The organism is Pseudomonas sp. BB438 (genome assembly GCF_057180225.1).
Map to the genome: position 1 here is coordinate 2,155,528 of NZ_CM170001.1, position 19,595 is coordinate 2,175,122.

The following is a 19,595-nucleotide window of genomic DNA, read 5'->3' on the forward strand; positions in this document are numbered from 1 at the left end:
ATGGGGGCTCTGACGAAAGCTGAAATTGCTGAACGTCTGTACGAAGAGCTGGGCCTGAATAAGCGGGAAGCCAAGGAACTGGTGGAGCTCTTCTTCGAAGAGATCCGCCAGGCGCTGGAGCATAACGAACAGGTGAAGTTGTCGGGTTTCGGCAACTTTGACCTGCGCGACAAGCGCCAGCGTCCCGGACGCAACCCGAAGACGGGAGAGGAAATCCCGATCACAGCCCGGCGCGTCGTCACCTTTCGTCCAGGGCAGAAACTGAAGGCCAGGGTTGAAGCTTATGCTGGAACCAAGTCATAACGACGAGTTGCCTCCCATCCCGGGCAAGCGCTACTTCACCATCGGCGAAGTAAGTGATCTTTGCGCGGTGAAGCCGCATGTGCTGCGGTACTGGGAACAGGAGTTCCCGCAACTCAATCCGGTCAAGCGAAGGGGCAATCGGCGCTACTACCAGCGTCAGGACGTGCTCATGATTCGCCAGATTCGCGCGCTGCTCTACGATCAAGGCTTCACCATCGGCGGTGCCCGGCAGCGCCTCACAGGCGACGAAGCCCGCGAGGACGCTACTCAGTACAAACAACTGATCCGGCAGATGATTGTCGAATTGGAGGATGTGCTGTACGTCTTGCGCAAGTAACTGAAAAAAATGAAAAAAGCACTTCTCCGAAGCTCATGCTTGGGGTATAGTGCGATCCGCTTCTGAGGGAACTCAAAGCAACGTCGGGGCGTAGCGCAGCCTGGTAGCGCACTTGCATGGGGTGCAAGGGGTCGAGTGTTCGAATCACTCCGTCCCGACCAAAAATCCCTAGAAAATCCAGTCACTTAGCGGTGACTGGATTTTTTTATGCCTGATGCTTTTGTGGTGTTCCTGTATTTTGCCCCACTTTTTGCCCCACTCGAGATTTTGAAGTGCTATCTCCCTTCTATTGGTGGTGAGCCAATGTCTATTGGCATTCGACGCTAGCCAAATGAGTTGATTTGAAGGCTTCCACCGATTGAACATGGCGTGACAGCGGAGGGCTACCGATGGCAGCGCCGAACATCAAACGTTTCGACCAATCGTGCGGACTGATCTTTGCTTATCTTTACAGTCATTTCCCTCAGCGAGTGCGGCTAGGGGCTGACATCCTCGACCCTGTTTTTGAGGATGCTGAAAAAGAGCTCAGCGACTGGTTGAGTAAGTTCGGATCGAAGCAGGCTTTCTTTGACGCGACCATGGATTGGCTAATTGAGGCGAGTTACATCCGTGTGGGTAAGATCACCAGCACCACTCAAAAGGAGTACTACGGGTGCGTGCTAACAGCCAAGGCTCTGGAAGCAATGAAATCTATGCCTGACGCTTTAACGGGCGACACTTTGTTGGCTGCAGCCGGAGACCTTGCGAAAGGCGTTGGCCTGGACGCAGCGAAGAGCCTCGGTAGTCGAGTGATCGAAACTGGAGTGGGGATAGCTATTGCAGCCGCTACAGTGGCGTTGAAGTCGCAATCCTGACTCTGACCATGCTGCTGCCTTGCGAATTCTGCCGCTCCTCATGACCAAAGGCGGCGCTCATAGAGTGCCGTGGCCTGGGCCCTCCTTTGCGCTGGGATCCTGATCTGCCGTTGTGGCAAATTGATGTCGCTTAAATCAGTGGACCGCTAGCCATCCTGATAATATCCCAAGCATGGCGGTAAGCAGAGACTTGCCGAATCGAAAGGAAATCGTGAAAGGCTGGTTCCAAGTGGGTTCTCTACACGAGTCGGGTATCAAGAAACCCTCCGAGAGTGGGTCGGAAGGCAAATCATCAGCTGAGCAGCCTATGCGTGCCAACGGGTGGATGGCCAGAGGAACATATGCCTTTGCCCGATGGTTGCTGCAGACAATAGAGAGGCACGACGCCACCTCTTGGAAAGCTGGATACCTAGCGGGGCACGAGGTTGGTCGAGTTTCGGGCCACGAAAAGGGGCTTGAGGATGGTCGGGACCAAGGTCATAAGGTAGGGCGCGAGGATGGGCGAAGGGAAGGCCTTCAAGAGGGGTATAAAAGCGGCCACGAGGCAGGCGTTGAGGCTGGGAAATTGGTGCTGGAGCTGAACCCCGGGGTAAGGCCGACAGATGTAGCGCCAGAAGTGGACACCAACCTATTCGAGAACTTCGATTTCCCTATTTCCGAGGAGCTCGAGCGGAGGATCCGCTCCGATATCAGGGAAAGGCTACCGGACTACCAACAACCGACCGATCGGCAATGGGAGATGATTCTCTCTCGAAGCCCGTCCACCTACATTGTTGCCGGTGCCGGCAGTGGCAAGTCTACGACGATGGTGCTGCGGCTGCTCGTGCTTCGCTACTACCTGAGTGTGCCTGAGGATTGCATCACGGTTGTTACGTTCACCCGTGACTCACGCTTCGACTTCATCGCCAAGGTGATCAAAGTGTTCGGCCTGTGGGGAATCCCCATGGACGAGGAGAAGGGCAAAAGCTTCGTTCGAACGTTCCACTCCCGCATCCTTGACTTCTTCAAATGGTCGCCACTATTTCAAGGAGCGAAGGCATTTGAGTTCCTGAGTAAGGAGTCCACCGCTGAGGACGAAGAGCCTGAGAACATTCTGGACATTCGGCTGAATTCGAGACAGCTGGATCTCATGAACCGCTGCTACCAGAACCTATTTGAAAAAAACAAGCGGTTCCGTACGTTGATCATTGAGCTCGTAAGGCACTCGGTAAGTATCGGAGAGCCGCTGAACCCCAATGATGCGGGGCAGGCCAAACGTATAAGGATGCTCAGGCAATGCTCGGCTCGTGATCGGGAGGCATGCCTAGCGGTGGAGTCGCTCTGGCGTAAGGCTGGGCTGTGGCCAATGCCTGGGATTACCGCCGAACTCGTGCCTGTAGAGCTTAACGGACATATTTTCCATGCCCATGCGTTCGCAGAGGATCTGAATGCTCTGGTAGTGCTGGGCTTGGATCAAAACGAACCAGACACTATCAAGATCAAAGATGGAGAGGGAGAAACCAAGCTTTCGCTGGCTCTGAACATGCGGAGGATCTTTCTTCAACTGTTCTGCTCCAAGCCTGTCCTGTATTTCACGAATTATGACGAGGCTTTGAGCTCCCTCGAAACCTTGAGGGGCCAGGTTTCCGCTGTGCCCAAATTCAGGTACCAGGTTGGCGGGGATCTCGTACCCGCGCCCATCATGCAGGCATTCCATAGCGCCGCTTCTTTCCTTGAGAACCTTGGACTTGATGTGCCAGAGGCAGTCAAGGGTATGAGTTTCCTGAAGGAGGACATGGATGCAAAGTTTTTCGAAGCACTAGGTCTGTTCTGGCCTGAGTTTGAGAGCTTCCTGGCTGAGCAGAGTCCACGTATATTCACCTTCAACAAGATGTTCGCGATGTACAGTGAGCATGGGGTGGACAATTTCAGAAAGCTGCCTGACAGTGTCCTCAGAGCTCAGATGGTAACTCTCGTTGATGAGTTCCAGGACTGCGGTGCCAACACTATTAGTTGGCTGCGTGGCGTGCTCACCGAGCTTCGATTACGCAGGCTTCAATACCGCACCTCTCAGGGCGTGATTTTTCCTTCGCTCATGGCGGTAGGAGATGACTGGCAAAGCATCTATGGCTGGCGTGGCAGTTCGCCCAAGTTTTTCCAGCAATTCGAGCGTTACTTCCCTTCTCCCAAAACACTGCCGCTCATGCTGCAGCAGAACTTCCGGTCTCAGCAGCTGGTGATCGACGCGGCTGAGAGCATTGTGAAACACACCCGCTCTATCGAGAACAAGCATGGCGAAGCTGCTCATCCTGATGTCAAGGATCTGAATTTTCCCGTTCAGTTGTGGCGGCGAGATGATCGATATCTCGTGAGCATGGTAGGGCAGCACTACGAAGACGGGCACGAGATCATGGTGCTGTCGCGATCAAGAAGTACCTTGATCGAGGTGACCAACAAGCTTGCCGGTACGCTACAGCGAGCGAGACGGGAAAATAACCAAGATCGGATTCGCATCATGACCTATCACGGTTCGAAAGGCCTGGAAGCTGACGTCGTTTTCCTTGTGGGAGACTGCGAGCAACTCTCCTCGTCCAACTGGCGAAACCAGGCATACGCTATGGCGAATCTCGCTATGAATGGCGAAGCAAGGGCCTATGACTTTGCGCAAGGCGAGGAGGTGATGAGGCTTGCGTATGTGGCTATCACCCGTGCCAAGTTGCACTGCTATTGGTTCTTGGACGCTCCGAGGACCGGTAGTCAGGGCTTCCCGAAGGCCTCGGATCGAATAGATGAGCATCAACCCTACTTCTACGATCGCAGGCGGTGAGATGGGCACGGTACGTCTTTCGTGGTGGTTTCAGCGTAACGAGACCAGGCTGGCGCATGAGGAGAGTAAGGTGCGATGAAATGGTAAAGGCCATCGTACGCAGTCTGGTCAGAATGGCACTGCAAGGCCTTCGCATGAGGTTGGCAGGCCCTGATCGGTAAAGACAGGAACATGCTAACTGAGCGATCTGGTATCTGGCTTGGTACATCAGCTATGGAGGAAACGCAGAGTCTGTTGATTGAGGTCGTCGCGAAGACGCTCAGCCGCCACGATCTACCCATTGCACCGAATCACCTGGATCGCCAGTCCGCCTCGGATCGCGCTAACCGGCATTGGGTCTCGGACATGAGCCATGTGCGGACTGCACAAGACGGTTGTATCTGGCCGTCGTGCTCAATCTTGATTCACGCGCTGTTATCGGTTGGGCGATGCCCCACCGTATGCATCAGGCTTTGGTGCATGCCGCGCTAGAGATGCCTTTTGCTCGCCGACAGCCATAATTGGAAGTGCTGCTGGACTAGGATCGCTGCAGTCAGTACTGCACCTGCGACTACCAAGCCCTGCTTCAGCGACATCGCATCGTGCCAAGCCACCCGCGGTGGGGAAGCTTTTGGGATCATGCGGTGATGGAGAGTTTCTTCTGTTCGCTGAAGTCCGAGCGGGTGTACCTGACGTACTATGCCAGCTATTGGGAGGCGCAAGCCGACCTGTTCGACTACATCTGCTTCTACAATCACCACCGTCGCCACTCGACTCTGGGGTATCTCAGTCCGATGGAGTTTGAGCGGAGGAATACGAGCAGTAGCTCTTAACTGCCTGTCCACCGGTTCCGGGACAGGCTAGGTTATGTCTGGCTTCAATAGGTTGCTCTGGCATTGTGCTATTGACAGATTTTTATGAAGTAATCGCCTTTAATTCTATGTGCATCCATGGTCTGAGGCTTGCAATACTGCTGCTCTCTAAATAGAGGGAGTTCTTTGACTGTAATTGTTTCGCCATTTTTCAATGTAATTTGTTCTGGAGTGAGTAGAATTGTCTCTTGGAAGCGATAGTTGTTTCCCTCTTTTCTGATATGTCCAAGCTTAGTAAGTAAATCGATAGCGGCGTCTAGTCTTTCAGAATTTGCCCGGCCTCTCAGGCTACTGGGGCCATATTGTTTTACTTTCGTTAGAGTAAATGTTGTTCTTGCCCCGCTAATGAGGTTGTCAGTCCGTGTTTCGGGCGGTGTTACTTGATTTCGATATCTTCTTGTGTCTTGGGCGGCCCGTGTGTGATCTATGCGGGACTCTTTATTGGCAAGGCTCAGTAGGAAGTGTGCCAGGTTGTTAGCGTCTGTAACTACTTGTGGTTCGTTAGCTAGGTGCGCTATGAAGTGCCATGAACAAGCTCTAGCAAACTCCCAGCAAAACCTTAAAGTAAATAAATCAATCTCTGTATCGTTGTCTGAGTTTCGCTCAAAAGTATGCAGGATGGCTGCTAGCCGACTGGTATTTTCAAGTAGTTTAGATGCGTGATCTCGGAGGTAGTGGTATAGTCCATTGCTCCTCATTTCTTGTTCTAAGTATTGGCTGTATTCGTACCAGCTGGCTCTGAAAATCTCAACACTTGACGACTAGGCGAGGTCGCGAACGTCAATTTCTCGCGAATACGGGCATTGAAACTCTGCTTGCGTGGTAAGGATGATAGCTTTTCGTGAGTTCGTCCGCCGGCCATGGTGCGTGGTTTAACGACTAAGAAGCGAGCAAGGAAGCCAGTACCACGAGCTTCATTGCCGCGTTTTCCCATGAACGATGCGATAACGCTTGGTTGAGCCATTAGCGAAAGAGTTAGACGTGCATCTCGAAGAATAAATCCCTCTCTGGATACGCGATCGACAATTACGTTGCCACCGTCCCAGAGTGTATTAAGCTTGTCGAGTTCACCTAATACTTTACCGCTGAAAATACTACTGGCCTCGCTGGTCAGCAGGCAGCCATTGGGCATGTTTTCGTAAAGCATTTGTACCAGAGCTTGTGGGGTGGTGTCTTCATACAGGAACTTCCCTGAGCGGTTAGGTTGGGGTTCGGTCTTGAGATGCTCGGTGAGTTCCTCTAAAACTGCGTGCGTTGCATCTTCATCTTCCTTCGCTGCACATTTGCTATACATGCGCTGCAGATGTCGTTTCTTAGTGTCCCATAGTTCATAGTTGATCCGGTGCTTTCTAAAAGAAACTTCGTTAGCTTGGTACTCCTCATCATTTAGCATATTTATTGCGTCAAAGAAGTAGTTCTGCGTTGTGGTCTTCCTTTCTCCCGACTCGGCGATGGTTAGGAGCATTAATGAGGTAGGTGCCGGGTGGCCAGTAGGCATTTGCAAATTGACTTGCCCCTGACAGGCAGTAGCCATGGCGCCGAACGCGCACATCATTGCCATCTCTCGAGAGACCTGTAGCTCTCGAGCAGCCTCTGTCACAGCGGACTCGAACAAGCTGTGCTCGCGAAAGCAGGGCCAGCCTTGTTGAAAGGTAAGCATTTCACTGCCAGTGGATGCAGATTTAACATGATCTGATGTGTTCATTTTTTGTAGCTATTTCCGCTATTTTCTAGCGAAAGTAGCAGAGTAACGGAAAATTTTCTCTATCCGCCTTCTGATAGATATAAACAACATGGGGATGAAGGCCGCCCAGGCGCCTTAGGGGATGGCGCGGCGAGTCAGCAGCGGCCACGTCGAGACGCAGATTGGCAGTGGTTGGCGGAGGCATTGGTGATTCAGCTTATGCAGCAATCTATCGCCGTCCTGTGGTTGCCTACCCCGTGTATTTTTTTACAGCCTTCCCAAATCCTCTGAGCTAACAGAGGAGCCTGCTCATGAGAATTATCCGGCTGAAAGAAGTCATCGACTCGACTGGCCTGGCTCGGTCGACCATCTACAAATACATCGCGGAGAGCACCTTCCCGAAACCCGTTTCACTCGGCGACCGCCGCGTCGGCTGGGTCGATAGCGAGGTGCACGACTGGATCCTGGCGAGGATTGAGGAACGTGACTTGGCAGAGGGTACTGTGGTGCGCTCCACCGGCCACCTGACTATGGCTAGCTAGAACTAACCTGTGCCATGACCGGCTAAGGCTGGTCATGGCGTTTATGCCGCATAGGGACGGCGCGTGCTCAGCTAACTCCCCCATGAGGTGGTTAGGCAAATCTCTCGGCAGGCAGGCAATGTTGCTCCCCATATACCCTGCCTTGCCGGGATGGCTTGCTGAGAGTGGGAGGGGGATCTAGTTATATAGTCATTAACTATCAAGTAATCACCAGCCATAGGGGCTAGCGCTACCTACGCATAGTCTAGTCCCTAGGCTAGCGACAGCTACCCAGTCAAAAAGTACACAGCACGTGCCTGGTATACAAACAACCAGGTACCTCCCATGACCATTCGTAAGAACTACGGCCTTCGCTCGCAGTCCGATATAGCCATCCAGATCGAACGATTCGTTCAAGCGATCGAGTTTTATGACATGCCAGCGTTTAGAGTTAGGGATGAACACTCTGCGTGCGATGGTCTCCAGGAGACCAGGCTCTCTCCGTACATCGAGCATATCCAGGCGATGATGGACCTGTTCGATGAGCGTCATGAATACCGCTACAGCGAGTGTCTTCAAGCATTCAGGAACGCGTGCCAGGACATCGGGCTAGAGCGTCACCCTGGTGGTCTTGTGTGCTTGAACGAAGAGGGTACCGCCTACCTCGATCATCATCGCAGCATGAACGTTCTGGTCGCCCGCATTCGGCAGTTGATTCGTGAACGATGGTATCGCCGCTGTAGGGAAGTCCGTCGTTACGAGGCTAGAAAGCAGGAGCGTCGAGTCACCGAATATACCGACGCTGTTCTGGACCGCTATGCGCGCACGGCCGTAGTCCGGGTCGATCTGTACTATCGCCAGGAGGCTCAAGTCAGGTTGCGCGTCGAACGAGTGTTCGATGATCTGAAAGCGCTGATCTCCGAACACGAGCGCAATCCCATCTTCTACCACCTGACGGGTTACATCTGCGCGGTTGAGCAGGGTAAGGATCGGGGCTACCACATCCATGCGGCTTACTTCTTCAATGGAAAGGAGGTACGTGGAGATGTCTACAAGGCTCAGCAGCTCGGTGAGCTGTGGGAGCGGATCACTCGGGGATACGGCTGCTACAACAGCTGCAATCACGACAAGGAGCGCTACAAGGACGAATGTGGCATCGGCATCGTTTATCGGAACGATCCGGAGATCCGGCTCAATGTCCACAAGACGATGCGTTATCTGGTCAAGGATGCTCAGCCACTCCGGTTGAAGCCCGAGGGTGCTCGATGCGTCCGGAAAGGCGTGTGTTAGAAGTCGTGCCCTGCATAGGGCTGAATAAGCGGCCTGCTTCGGGCAGATATTGAGGGCGGTCAGCAGCGAATCATGCCTCGTCCTTCGCGGATGAGCATGATCAGCCGAATGGAGGAGTCCTGGGCTGGTGCACTGGGGCTGACTCTCGATCAGGTGAGAGGACGGGTGTACATCCTGGACAATGCTGAATATCGAATCGACCGTAAAGTCCGTCCTGGCGAGGTCGATGAGCTGCCAGAGCTATTCTACAGGGCCAGCTATCTATGCAAGTAGGCTACGAAGTACGGGGATCGCCAGCGAGGATTCGACACCGGCTGGGGGTAGTGGCTACCGCACCTTCGCTATTTCGAAGGTCGGGTGGAAAGTCTGCCAAATTCTCATTGCTTGTTGGCGATGGGGAGCTTTGCTCTGATTGACCTTGAGGCACGTCACAAAGATCTGCTGCAGCGTCTGAAAGACTCGTACGAGCTGGGTGCCTGACTCCGCGCTCAGGGAAGCCACTGGAGCAAAGAAAAAATCTGGGTCACAGCATGAGCAGCTACAGGCTGCTCATGCTGGCTTATTTCGACTTGCTGGAGGGAGTGCCAGGCGCTCTGGATCAGTCCTGCGAAGCCCGAGCCAATTGAACAGCCAGTTGCTGTTTCACCAACTGGTAAGGTACCGAGATTGCCCAACGAGATCTCATAAGCTCGTCTATATGAGGCTAATGTTGGCCCTGCAGCACCCGACAAACCTCGAGATTTGCATCAATAAACTCCGCCCAGCTGTATTGCTCTGCATAGTGCATCCGGTACTGCCGGTCCACCCGGCAGATATCTGGTCGGGTCTCATAGATCAGGCAGTGTTTGTCAGTATCATTGTAATGCCGACAAGCCCCATCCCCTCTGTCTAGATACCGGGTTTGCTCCGCCAGGTGCACATTGTTGCAGCACAGCCCGCATTGCGTACAGGGAAACGCTGGTAGCGTCATATCAGCGAGGCCAGCCAGTTGCGGGTGCTGGCCGCATTTCCCATTTCGAACGGTAGTTCGATACCGCGAGCTTGCACTTCTTGCTGCAGCACTACACTACGCTGCAGCTCATCGTTACAGTTTTGTAGCTCGAGGGCGAAGGCCTGCAGTTCGTCCACGTCCAGGTTGAATTCCAGTTGGCTCAATTCCGCCAGGTATCGATCCAGTTCGGCATTGATTGCCTGGAACTGTTTGATCGTACCTGTGTGCGGGGTCAGGGATTCGATAAAGGCCCACAGCTTGTGTGCCATGTCGCTGTGCAGCAAAAAGTAATTGAGGCCGAGGGTGATCACGCCGGTGACTAGGGCACTGGCGAAAGCGGCCAGCTCGGCGCCGAACGGGAAGCTGCACAACGGCAGTAGCTGGGCGTAGGCGATGGAGCCGACGACGGTAGCAGCTCCGACGGACAGCAAGGATGTGACCGCCTGGCACAGTTCGACGAAGCTGAGTTGGTCGGGGTTGAAGAGCATCAGTTTGATGGCTTTGACTAGCTGTCCCCAGACTTCGCGAATGATCTTGATCGCCATAACCTGGGTGGTGGCGAGAATGTTGAACACAGTGGTAGTGAGGCTGCCGAGGATGCCGGCAAATACCCCATCCTTAAATGCCATCAAGAAGGCGCTGAAGCGTGCTTGCACTCGTTCCCAGATACCTTTGAGTGAGGCGCTGATGCTGTCTACGAACGCTTCGAAGCTGAACTTGTGCTTCAGCTTGGCCAGCAAGGCGGGCAATTGCTCGCGCAGTTCGAACCAGACTTCGGCCATGACCATGCCGAGCATCTGCCGCGTACCCATGGCCAGTCCGGCCATGCTGGCAGCGCTGGCAGTCTGGTGGAGGAACTTGCTGCTGGTGTAGTAGGTGTGGTTGATCTGCTGCTCATACGGTGCTCGGGCTTCAGCATCGCGCTTGCGCATCTCATCGGGATCCACTGCTTTGAGTTCGGTGATTTTGTTTTCAGTTTTACGGATCTTGTCTTCCAGCTCACGGGCCGTGTGTTGCTGCTGCGGCGTATCGCGCGGCAGGGTTGCCAGGCGCGCACGGTCTTTGGCCAGCGTAGCTTCGTTCTCCGTGATCAGACCCGGCAGCCGTTGCAGGTACTCGTTGATGGGCGCCTGCTTTTTCGATTTGTTGACGGTTTCGTGGGTGGATTGCAGGTTACTGCTTTGATTAGCCAGTTCCACTCCATCTAACCCGGCCAGTACGCGTCCTGCATCGTCGTGGATTTCCTTGGCACTGATCACATGGTCGAGGTTGCGCTGTTCGTGAGCACCCATCGCGGTATTGCGGTAAGGGTCATGCAAGGCGCCGGCTGTGTGCAGGGTTTTGTCCCGCTGGCCGGTGGCGATGTAATTGGCGTGCTGGTGATAGGCGGTGCTGTCGTATTCGCCGCGTTGGTCATAGCGCTGCTGTTCATCGGTGGTGGCCCACACGCCGCTGCGCGCATTTTGAATCGTGTCTACGTTGCCGCCTTTCTGGTCTTTGAATAGCAGAAAGTCCAAGCCGAAGCTGGTCGCCAGGCTGTTGACTACGGTCTTTTCGAGCTCTTCGGCCCAGGGGAAGTCTTGCGCTGCGGCGTGCATAGTGGCGTCCATGGCTGATGGGTAAAGTGCAGGGCAGGTGCGGGGCCGGTCTTGCCCCGCACGCAGGTCAAGCCGGCTCTACGCGAGCTGCGCTGGCCTTGGTATCGCCGAGTTGTTTTTCTAGCTGCTCCGTATTGAGGATCATCGAGCCGTCTGCGTCCGTGTCCATCACCGGCACGCCATTTTCATCATTGACGACCTCGCCGTTGGTACTCTTCTTGACTTTGAACAGCGGTGTTGTGATCAGGTCGACGAGGATGCTAGCCAGGGCGAAGCCATTCTCAGTGGCATGAATAATGGTGTTGCTCAATTGGGCCAGCACTGCTTGTGGGTCCTGCTTGAGTATCTTGGCGGCTTCGATTTGACCGGCGACGGCCTTAAGAACGCCGAAGTACTGGTCGAACTGGGCGTAAACGGCCTTTAGCACGTCTAGGATCTCGAAGGCGTAATCCTCAGTTTTGCTGAGTTGTTGCTGAGCTGTTTCCAGCTTGGCCACGGCGCTGTCGACTTCTCGGTCGGCTTTGCGCGCGTTCTTCAACGCCTCTTCGCCGTGGCTGTCGTATGCCCAGCCCGCGATGGCTAGCACCGGGCCGGCCACGGCCGCGCCGAGGATTGCCGTGCCACCAGCCATACCCAGTCCGCCGGTGGCCAGCGATCCACCGCCAATTGCCGCTAGGGTGGCGTTGGTGGCGGCAACTCCGGCCAGTGAGGAGATTGCGGTGCCAGTAGAAGCTGCACCTAGTGCCATTACGCCGCCATATACGGCAAATCCGGCAGCGGCCCCCGCAACACCTGCCCCGGCGGTGGCACCCAGTACACCGATGGCGGTGTAGCTGTAGTTTTCAACGCGCTGCAGCTTGTGTTTGGGAATGTTGATTTCCAGCTTGTCCTGACGGCCGTTGTTGAGTTTTTGCAGCAGGTCTTCGGCGAGAGTTTTGAACTCGTTGAACTGCTGGCCGATATTCAGCTCTTGCTGACCCAGTACTTCGAGGGCCTCGGTGGTGGCCTTTTCCTGTGTGTCGAACGTGTCTTTCTTCCCGGCGTATCGCTTCTTCGCAGCGTTGACGATGTCGTCTGCTTCGGAATGCTTCTGGTAGCCGTCGTAGCCTTTCTTGGCGCCGTAGGCGGCACTGACCAGCGCCGCAGCGCCTAGGATGAGGGGAAGTGGCATGGCAGTATCCTTTTGATATGTCGGGATTTTCAAACAGGTTGCGGTTGCTGGATTGAGCTGGTGTCTTGGTAGAGCGCTTGCATCGAGTTCAAGCGCTCCCGAACCTCTTCTACCCACACCGAGGGTGCATGCAGGCGAATGTTGTCGTTCAGGGCAAAGATCCACCAGAGTGTCTCGCGGTCGAGTGGCACCGTAGCGTGAAGGCGGTGCCAACCCTGATGGTCGGTCTCGCTAAGGGTTTGCCGATGGCTCAAAGGCGTTTCATTGAGCAAGACCGCGATCTGTGGGCGCACGTCGGCAATGAGCTCGACTTGCGCCTCTGCTTCACGCTGGCTGAATACGCCGCTGGCGATGTAGGCATCCACATCAAAGCTTTCATGTTCCTGAGCGACCTGGTCGAGCGCTGTTACTTCAGTAATGCGATGCAAGGCGAACTGGCGCAGGTCGCTGTAGCCATCAACGGAGGCAAGCAGGTAGCTCACAGCGTGGCGCGAGACCAGACCGGCCGGGTGTAGGCGAAAGTTCTTGAGCTCGCCCTTGCTGCGGCTCAGGTAGGTCACCTCGAGTTGCTTGCGCTCGAGTAGACCGGCGGAAACCTGGGTCCAGGTGTGTGCGGAAACCTGCGCCGGCAGCAGGGTTTTTCCATAGGGCAGCGTGCGAACCCGTTTTGCCCAATCTGCCAGGCCGTTGCCTCCCAAGCCACTCAGAAAGTTGCGCGCTCGGCGAAACTGAGGAGCCAGTTGGTCCAGAACGCTCTGCGGCAGAATCGGGTTGAGGTGGCTTTCCGACAAGAACAGCGCTAGCGCGGTTGGTGCGTCCATGTCTTCGAGCTTGAGCGGAGCTTCACGCGTGAAGCTCCAGCGAAATGGCATTTCGCTGTCATCGCACTGCAAGGAGAAAGGAGTCGACAATCGATTCAGGTCGCGCTGAATCGAGCGCAGGGTCACAGAAAAGCCTCTATCGCGAAGCTTCTCGAGCAGGGTTGGTGTTGCAATACGCTGAGGTTCGGTGGGAATCAGGCGGAGTAATGCAAATAGCCTGAGCAGCGTATCCTTCGCTTGGGACATGGTGACTACCTTGTTCTCTATCTCAACCGATCGTCAGTGGCCTGGCGTCAAGTTGATGTCGATCCTACTGAAATTGGTGGCCTTATGCCACCTCTCGTGCAGTCCCTACGACAAAAGTCATTCACTGGTTTGCGTAAAACTTGAGCCCTGGCTGCGGTTCCGCGTGTTCATTGGGGAGCGGAGGACGCCTGTGTCTCCTTCTCACGCTTTAGTTCGCTGTATTCGCGGTACAACTCATAACCCTTCTTCAGCACCACGACGAATCCGATGGCGGCAAATAGGTTTTTCATAAAAGTGGCCTCCTGAAGGTGCTGATATTTTCTCTGGTGGATGCGACAGCTTGTGTCGCGTACATGAAGGGTTACTTGCCGATACTAAGGAGTTGCTCCAGGCGCGCTCTGAGCGCTTCCTTGTGGGTCGCATGGCAACGACGAAGCGAGGGGGCGTGGCAGTTTGGGCAGGTGGGGAACCAGTCGCGATGCAGCACTAGCACGTCGCTGCTGGGAAGTATCGTCTTTTTCCAGGAGCAGTACTGGCAGGTAAGGGTAAATGGACGTGGTGGTATCGGCATGGCTGCACCTCGTGACTATCTGATGGCGCCAGATTGCTGCTGGAGAGCGACAATCCTTGTCGCGTTTGTTCATCTCTTTAGTGAGCTAAGCGACAGGCAGATCCGCTATGGATTCGGAGATGACCACTGGTAGGCTTGAGTTTGGCCGGTACTGTAATTGGCGGTCTATAACGGATCCTGGTCCGCTTTACTGAGGCAGGCCAGGGGGCGCCAAGTGAGTTCCTTTGTTTCTACTTTTTATACGTAACATGGATACTTGATACCAAGAGATTTTTGGCAACTTCGTAGTCGGGGTTCCATGTAGCGATATTGTGGGCGGCTATTGCGATGCCTGAAAGCGCTCCCAGAAGACCTGTTACTCCACCTGCAACCGAGGCACCTGCAGCGGCGATGCGACCGAACGTATATATGCGACACTTGAGTCCTTGGGATTCAATCAGTCGCTCCAGGGTTTCGACGACTGAGGGGAACTTCATTGAATCGACTTTTCCCAAAATGAAGCTTTCTTTATTTTTGATTTTTTCTAGGATCTTTTCATTCGAGATTTCATCGATTGTGTAGACGTTAACGTCCATAAGGCACCGCCGTGGTGTTTGTGGAATGCTGGGTAAGGTGGTCCGGAGCAAAATAAAAATTCTCGATGACAGGGGCGTGGCGCCCCTGTCATCGAGTTTAGCTAAGGTTGTTTCCCCTCTTTACATAGATGAGCCCACTCTTCAAGAGCGTCGTACACGATAGGGACTGACTCACCATTTTGCTTCCGGAATACAGCGGCCCACTTGTCCACACAGGCGGAAACCTCTGGGTCGTCTTGTTCGTCGGGGGCATCCTGGGCTTTTAAGACAGCGGCCATTTTCCCTCCATTCTCGGGGCCGGTTCCTTTCAGGTAGGCTACTATGCGACCGTCTTTAGCATTGCCCAGATAATAGCCTCGAAGCAGAACTATAAGTGTGCGTTCTTTCTTTTGTATTTGTCCTGCATATTCGCCAGTAGTGTCCCAGAGGCCGCTGGATCTTTGGTAGTAATACTCACACGTGCCTTCTTTGCAGAATACAGTTTCGCGCGTGTCCAGAACTTGGACACTGCCATCGTCCATTTTGTATGGAAGTCTGGCGGGAACATCTTCAGGAACACAGTCCAACCATGCCGAGTTTTGCTTGTTTACAGGGCATTCCAGAACATCTGTCGCCTGCCAAGCAGATGCGTCTACGGCATAGAGGCAGGCGACCCAACTGAAGAGAGAAGCTAAGAGGAATTTCTTGTGCATTCGGACGTGTCCTTGTGCCGGGAGATCAGTGAGAAAGAACATCAAAAGCCGATAATCAACTTTTTGAGGTGATTCTCGACCTGTTATGTTCTTCATGTCAATGAGGGCGATGCCCAACCATTCAGGTTGAATGGGAGAGGCATCATGGTTGGTACAGATCAGAAGGCGCTGGCTGAAGCGGTGGGACGGGCAATTGCCAAGCAGCGCATGCGCTGTGGAATGACACAGGACGAGGTGGCGGAGATCCTGGGGGTTGGGAACGAGGCGGTGTCTCGTATCGAGCGCGGAATCGTCATGCCCAACATTGCTCGGCTGTTCGAGTTCGCGACGATCTTCAACTGCAACGCGATGGAGTTGCTGAGTGAGGCCAGCTTGCGTGCCGATGATCAGGCCATACGGATCAGCGGCTTACTGAATGCCTTGGAGGAGAGCGACCGCCAGTTGGTCGTGGAGATGGTGGAACGGTTGAGCGAGCGGCTCAGTCGCGGGTGAAGGGATTCCGCCGCTACCAGGCAAGACCGAGTTAGCGGCGAGGGACGGGTTCGTCGTTGTACTTCGCTCCGCAGCGGAGGCAGAGGCAGTCGTACTCCATGAACTGGAAGCGGCGCACGTCGCGAATGAAATCGCCGGTGCTGTTCCAGTTCGCCGCCGCGCCGCAAATGCCATCGAGCATCAGGTTGAAGGCGCGCTCCAGTGGACTTTCGCAATGTAGGTCCGAAGTAATCGGCGGTTGCCGGGTTGGCGACTGCTGGATCCCGCGAAGAAAGCCGTCCAGCGTGCCCATTAGTCGAGCCAGGGCTTTGGCCGCGTCCTTGGATAGCACCACGGAAGAATTGCAGATCAGGCACCGTGTGATCATGGTGAGTGCTCCTGTATCAGGCAGGATGAAATGAGGCGAAATCAGCGAGCGAGCAGGGGCCAGGGTGGGCTCCTGCTTATGCTGTCGGATGGATTAGTCGGAGATCCGAACACCGAGCCCCTGGAGGAGCCGGTGGAACAGGATTAGCGCCAAGACGATGACCAGCAGCTCCGGCCAGAAACGCAGCATAAGCACCAACATCACAACGGCCGCTGTGCAACTGGCCAGCACGCCGATGAATACGAACAACGAACCAATGAAACGCACCAGATTCATGGCGCGATCCTCCTTTTAGGTTTAGCGGTGGTGCCGCGAATATCAGTCCGCGGCTCGTTGGGCCTGGGTTTCGGCGCGGGCTTTCAGTAGCGTCGATAAGGTGGGTTTCGGCGCACCCTGTAGGTCTGTTGCAGGCGCCGTCGAAGGCGGCGATTCAGGCGTTGGTTCTGGGAAAAACTCCTCGGCGATGGCCCCCGTTTCCTCGTCGCTGTCTTCGAAAGCGCCATTGGCAAATCCCAGCCGTGCGGTGGCATCCAGCGCCACCTGGTCGAAGCCAGAGGCCTGGCGCGCCTCATCGAGCTCCCGGGCTTGCAGCAGCACTTCTTCCATCAACAACCCGCTACGTACCGTGATGTCGACGTAGAAGATTGGCGAGCCATGGCTTTGCCGGGTGGACTTGCCACGTAGGCGCAGTTCCAGCGGCAGGCACGCCAGGCGGTTGCCGGAGATCGCCTGCAGGTACTGCAGCCGGGCCGATAGGGTGCGAATGCTGTTGAAGCCGGTAGTGCGGAACACGAAGCTGCCCAGTGGATCCTCATCGCCGATGGCGACGTTGAGGCGGCCGTAGGGTTTGCACGCACCGCCCTTGGCCAACGGGCAGCCATCCGGCGAAGGGCAGGGCAGCGAGGCGATACCATCCTGACCCCGACGCTTGCAGGTCTCGCCGTTGCCAACACACAGCGGCCGTCCGGACTGCCGATCGAACAGGCAGTACTCGGCACGGAAGTTCAGCTCTGGCGCGTTGAACAGCAAGCGGATCGGAATGCTGCGGATCTTGCCGCCCTGCGCTTTGCGCAGTTCCTCGTCCAGAGGATGGGGGAGCCAGCCGTCGCGCAGCTGGACCTGCGAGGTGAGGGTGAATTGATCGTCCTTCTCCGGCAGACGCTTGCCGTTCTTCTCGACGACCTTACCGATAGAAATCCGTCCGAGCACCGGCGGGGTAATGGCCAAGCCTTTGAGCATGGTGGTTCTCCAGTGGATGAATAAAAAGGACCACCCCGGCGCAGGGGAAACGCCGAGATGGTCAAGGGGGAATCGAAATCAGGTGATCAGGAAGCGCCGGCTTCCGACCTTGGTGGTGGGGTAGCGCACCAGCAGGTAGGGCTTTTCCTTGAGCAGCCGCGGTACATCGAGCACCACGCTGTCCTTGGTCTTGCGCCAGGACACCGAGCCGTTGGTGAACAGGGCCCGGCTGGCATCGCCCATGGCCTGCTGCAGTTGCTGTTTCAGTTCAGCTTCGCGCTTGCTCAATAACTCCAGGCTGGCTCGGGCGGCCTGCAACTCGTCGAAGGCGGCCGACAACAGCGGATCCTGGGTGAAGTCCAGGGTGTGACCCTGGTCCTCCGGGTACAGGCAGCGCAGGGCCTGTTCCGCCGACTCGGAGCCATCGGCCGGCGGTGGCGTATCACGTTGCACGTAGCTCCAGAAGTCGCGCTCCAGCTCGATCAATCGGGCGATGAGCTCGTCATCGCGCTCGATGCGATGGATCTCCAGGTGCTGGCCGCCGAGCAGCACAGCTACGTCGGCTGCCTGTTTGCCAGTGACCGCCAATTGGTGCAGCACCTGCAACTGTACGTAAACCGGCACACCGTCCTTCCACAGACGAGCGCCGTTGATGCCAGCGGTCTTGCACTCGAGGATCTGCACGTCGCTGGCGCCGATCACCTCGCGGTCGATGTTGGCCAGCATCCAGTCCAGTTTCGGATCCGGATGCTGCAGCACGGCATTGATCCGCCGCACCCGGTTGCTGGTACGCCGGGCGTAGTGGTTGGCGACGATGGGCTCGAGGATGTTGCCCCAGTAAGCCGGGCGTTCCTCGTCGTTCGGATCGCTCTTGGGCAGCCCGGCATCGCGGCCGGTCTTCTCCAGCCACAGCTCCAGCTGTGACTTGTAGGGGTTGAGGCCGACTGCAGCTGCGGCGTCAGAGCTGCCGATCCCGTGCTTACGTACCGCCAGCCAGTCATCGCGAGACAGGTCCTTGGTGCCGACCAGGCGCAGGGCAGGGCGCTGTCGCGTCCTGTTGGGCGTGGAATGGGCGTGAGTCATGAGGTTTCTCCAGACATAAAAAAGCCCGACCGCAGAACCGGTCGGGCATCGGGGGGGGGGGGCGAAGAGGGATAACGAGAAGAGGGAACTGCTGTCAGGCCACCAACTGCAGGGCTGCATCTAGGGCGCGTTGCTTGATCACCGCCCCTTGGCCGAACCAGGCCGAGTCCATACGGTATTCGTTGCTGCGTGCGCGTCGCTCGTGGTCTACGTACTCGGTGACGGCATTGAGCAGACCCCAAGCGGTGCCGTTGGCAGCCTCCAACTGCGAACCACGACCGCGGCCTTCGTACAGGCTTTGCACCCGACGCAGCGCACGCTCGTTCGGCAGGGCATCCGGTAACGGATTGTTGGGCTGGGCGTCGCAAAGCACTTGCATGAAATAACCCATAGCTTCGTGCCACTGCACTTTGCGCTCGGCGAGATGACGCATGCGGTACATGAACTCGTCCCATTGCGAGACGGCGATGCCCAGTTGCTTTTTCACCACCTGGGCATCGAAGCGGGTGCTGTGCGGCACCTTGATCGCCCGGGTAGCGCCATCGACGGCGATGGTCAGAGTGTTGTTGCACACCACCCGCACGGTGGTCGGCGTCGCCGTGGTGGCCAGGGTGCCGTCGCAAGAGGTGGCCAGCAGCAGGTAACCGTTGACCAGGTCGTTGCCCTTCAGCGAGGTGTTTTGCCCAGTGCGTGCCAGTGCCCAGAACTTGCGGCCGCCCTTGAGCACACCAGCGGTTTCCAACTCGTAGCCAGAGACCTGGGTCAGGTCGCGATAGAACTCCAACACCTCTCGCGGCTGCACCACCTGATAGCGTTGGGAGACTACCGAGAGCGGAGCCTTGGTATCGGAGCGGTAAAGCACCTTCTGTTCGGGGAAAGAATGGATGCTACCCAGGTGACCGACTGCGTCGGCTTTGAAATGGACCGGGCTTTCCTGGATCTGCCAGTCCATGCCGGCTTCGCGCTGCCAGATTTCCAGCGGCTGTTTAGGCGAGAGGCGGCTGCCCAGGCCGTGCCAGGGAGCTTCGCCGACATAGGCCATTTGTTCTACGAGATGAGCCATGATGAATTTTCCTGTGCGCAATAGCCGGCATAAAGCGCTG

General features: G+C 55.9%; 20 protein-coding genes, 1 tRNA gene and 1 pseudogene. 9 read left to right on the forward strand and 13 right to left on the reverse strand.

Annotated features, from left to right (window positions below):
- The 6 genes from ihfA (at position 1) to AC1ZV1_RS10140 (ending at position 5,112) form a co-directional block, all read left to right on the forward strand.
- On the forward strand, positions 1-303 hold the full coding sequence (ihfA, locus tag AC1ZV1_RS10115) for an integration host factor subunit alpha (protein ID WP_003090661.1): 303 nt from the start codon (positions 1-3) through the stop codon (positions 301-303).
- A complete protein-coding gene (locus AC1ZV1_RS10120) occupies positions 284-640 on the forward strand; it encodes a MerR family transcriptional regulator (protein ID WP_484296586.1) in 357 nt (118 codons plus the stop codon). Before ihfA ends, AC1ZV1_RS10120 begins: the two co-directional genes overlap by 20 nt.
- A gap of 84 nt (positions 641-724) precedes the next feature.
- A tRNA-Pro gene (locus tag AC1ZV1_RS10125) sits at positions 725-801 on the forward strand.
- A 228-nt stretch (positions 802-1,029) separates the two neighbouring features.
- Positions 1,030-1,494 (forward strand): hypothetical protein, encoded by a 465-nt coding sequence (locus tag AC1ZV1_RS10130; protein ID WP_484296587.1) that lies wholly within the window; start codon positions 1,030-1,032, stop codon positions 1,492-1,494.
- A 211-nt stretch (positions 1,495-1,705) separates the two neighbouring features.
- Positions 1,706-4,300 (forward strand): UvrD-helicase domain-containing protein, encoded by a 2,595-nt coding sequence (locus tag AC1ZV1_RS10135; protein ID WP_484296588.1) that lies wholly within the window; start codon positions 1,706-1,708, stop codon positions 4,298-4,300.
- A gap of 581 nt (positions 4,301-4,881) precedes the next feature.
- On the forward strand, positions 4,882-5,112 hold the full coding sequence (locus AC1ZV1_RS10140; RefSeq protein WP_484296589.1) for an IS3 family transposase: 231 nt from the start codon (positions 4,882-4,884) through the stop codon (positions 5,110-5,112).
- Between the two features lie 68 nt (positions 5,113-5,180).
- On the opposite strand, the pseudogene AC1ZV1_RS10145 reads toward AC1ZV1_RS10140, so the two are convergent.
- A pseudogene (locus AC1ZV1_RS10145) lies at positions 5,181-6,856 on the reverse strand (YfjI family protein).
- 290 nt (positions 6,857-7,146) lie between these two features.
- Here AC1ZV1_RS10145 and AC1ZV1_RS10150 point away from each other — a divergent pair.
- Together AC1ZV1_RS10150 and AC1ZV1_RS10155 are read left to right on the forward strand one after the other, a co-directional pair.
- Positions 7,147-7,377 carry an AlpA family transcriptional regulator gene (locus AC1ZV1_RS10150; RefSeq protein WP_484296590.1) on the forward strand — a complete coding sequence of 77 codons (231 nt, stop codon included), beginning with the start codon at positions 7,147-7,149 and terminating at the stop codon, positions 7,375-7,377.
- Positions 7,378-7,701: 324 nt separating this feature from the next.
- A complete protein-coding gene (locus tag AC1ZV1_RS10155; protein WP_484296591.1) occupies positions 7,702-8,646 on the forward strand; it encodes a YagK/YfjJ domain-containing protein in 945 nt (314 codons plus the stop codon).
- A 703-nt stretch (positions 8,647-9,349) separates the two neighbouring features.
- On the opposite strand, the gene AC1ZV1_RS10160 is transcribed toward AC1ZV1_RS10155, so the two are convergent.
- The 7 genes from AC1ZV1_RS10160 to AC1ZV1_RS10190 all read right to left on the reverse strand — a co-directional run bounded on the left by AC1ZV1_RS10160 (position 9,350) and on the right by AC1ZV1_RS10190 (position 15,311).
- Positions 9,350-9,616, reverse strand: coding sequence for a YkgJ family cysteine cluster protein (locus tag AC1ZV1_RS10160; protein ID WP_484296592.1), 267 nt, complete (start codon positions 9,614-9,616; stop codon positions 9,350-9,352).
- Positions 9,613-11,235, reverse strand: a complete 1,623-nt coding sequence (locus AC1ZV1_RS10165) for a hypothetical protein (protein ID WP_484296593.1) — start codon at positions 11,233-11,235, stop codon at positions 9,613-9,615. The genes AC1ZV1_RS10160 and AC1ZV1_RS10165 overlap by 4 nt, the downstream gene beginning before the upstream one ends.
- A 67-nt stretch (positions 11,236-11,302) precedes the next feature.
- Entirely contained in the window at positions 11,303-12,406 is a 1,104-nt protein-coding gene (locus tag AC1ZV1_RS10170) for a hypothetical protein (RefSeq protein WP_484296594.1), read from the reverse strand.
- Between the two features lie 29 nt (positions 12,407-12,435).
- A complete protein-coding gene (locus tag AC1ZV1_RS10175; RefSeq protein WP_484296595.1) occupies positions 12,436-13,473 on the reverse strand; it encodes a helix-turn-helix transcriptional regulator in 1,038 nt (345 codons plus the stop codon).
- Between the two features lie 167 nt (positions 13,474-13,640).
- Positions 13,641-13,763 carry a hypothetical protein gene (locus AC1ZV1_RS10180; protein WP_484296596.1) on the reverse strand — a complete coding sequence of 41 codons (123 nt, stop codon included), beginning with the start codon at positions 13,761-13,763 and terminating at the stop codon, positions 13,641-13,643.
- A 511-nt stretch (positions 13,764-14,274) separates the two neighbouring features.
- Entirely contained in the window at positions 14,275-14,619 is a 345-nt protein-coding gene (locus AC1ZV1_RS10185; RefSeq protein ID WP_484296597.1) for a hypothetical protein, read from the reverse strand.
- 101 nt (positions 14,620-14,720) lie between these two features.
- Positions 14,721-15,311 (reverse strand): hypothetical protein, encoded by a 591-nt coding sequence (locus tag AC1ZV1_RS10190; RefSeq protein WP_484296598.1) that lies wholly within the window; start codon positions 15,309-15,311, stop codon positions 14,721-14,723.
- 144 nt (positions 15,312-15,455) lie between these two features.
- Between AC1ZV1_RS10190 and AC1ZV1_RS10195 the strand changes: the two genes are divergently transcribed.
- Positions 15,456-15,803 carry a helix-turn-helix domain-containing protein gene (locus AC1ZV1_RS10195; RefSeq protein ID WP_484296599.1) on the forward strand — a complete coding sequence of 116 codons (348 nt, stop codon included), beginning with the start codon at positions 15,456-15,458 and terminating at the stop codon, positions 15,801-15,803.
- A 31-nt stretch (positions 15,804-15,834) separates the two neighbouring features.
- Here the strand turns inward: AC1ZV1_RS10195 and AC1ZV1_RS10200 are convergent, their stop codons facing one another.
- From AC1ZV1_RS10200 to AC1ZV1_RS10220, 5 genes are all read right to left on the reverse strand, one after another.
- Positions 15,835-16,170 (reverse strand): hypothetical protein, encoded by a 336-nt coding sequence (locus tag AC1ZV1_RS10200; protein WP_484296600.1) that lies wholly within the window; start codon positions 16,168-16,170, stop codon positions 15,835-15,837.
- A 93-nt stretch (positions 16,171-16,263) separates the two neighbouring features.
- Positions 16,264-16,446 carry a hypothetical protein gene (locus tag AC1ZV1_RS10205; RefSeq protein ID WP_484296601.1) on the reverse strand — a complete coding sequence of 61 codons (183 nt, stop codon included), beginning with the start codon at positions 16,444-16,446 and terminating at the stop codon, positions 16,264-16,266.
- A 42-nt stretch (positions 16,447-16,488) separates the two neighbouring features.
- Positions 16,489-17,409 carry a recombination directionality factor gene (locus AC1ZV1_RS10210; RefSeq protein WP_484296602.1) on the reverse strand — a complete coding sequence of 307 codons (921 nt, stop codon included), beginning with the start codon at positions 17,407-17,409 and terminating at the stop codon, positions 16,489-16,491.
- A gap of 78 nt (positions 17,410-17,487) precedes the next feature.
- The gene (locus AC1ZV1_RS10215) at positions 17,488-18,492 is read right to left on the reverse strand and encodes a YqaJ viral recombinase family nuclease (RefSeq protein WP_484296603.1); all 1,005 of its coding nucleotides are present in this window, start codon (positions 18,490-18,492) and stop codon (positions 17,488-17,490) included.
- A gap of 94 nt (positions 18,493-18,586) precedes the next feature.
- Complete coding sequence (locus tag AC1ZV1_RS10220) at positions 18,587-19,555, reverse strand: DUF932 domain-containing protein (RefSeq protein ID WP_484296604.1); 969 nt, start codon at positions 19,553-19,555, stop codon at positions 18,587-18,589.
- Between the last annotated feature and the right edge of the window lie 40 nt (positions 19,556-19,595).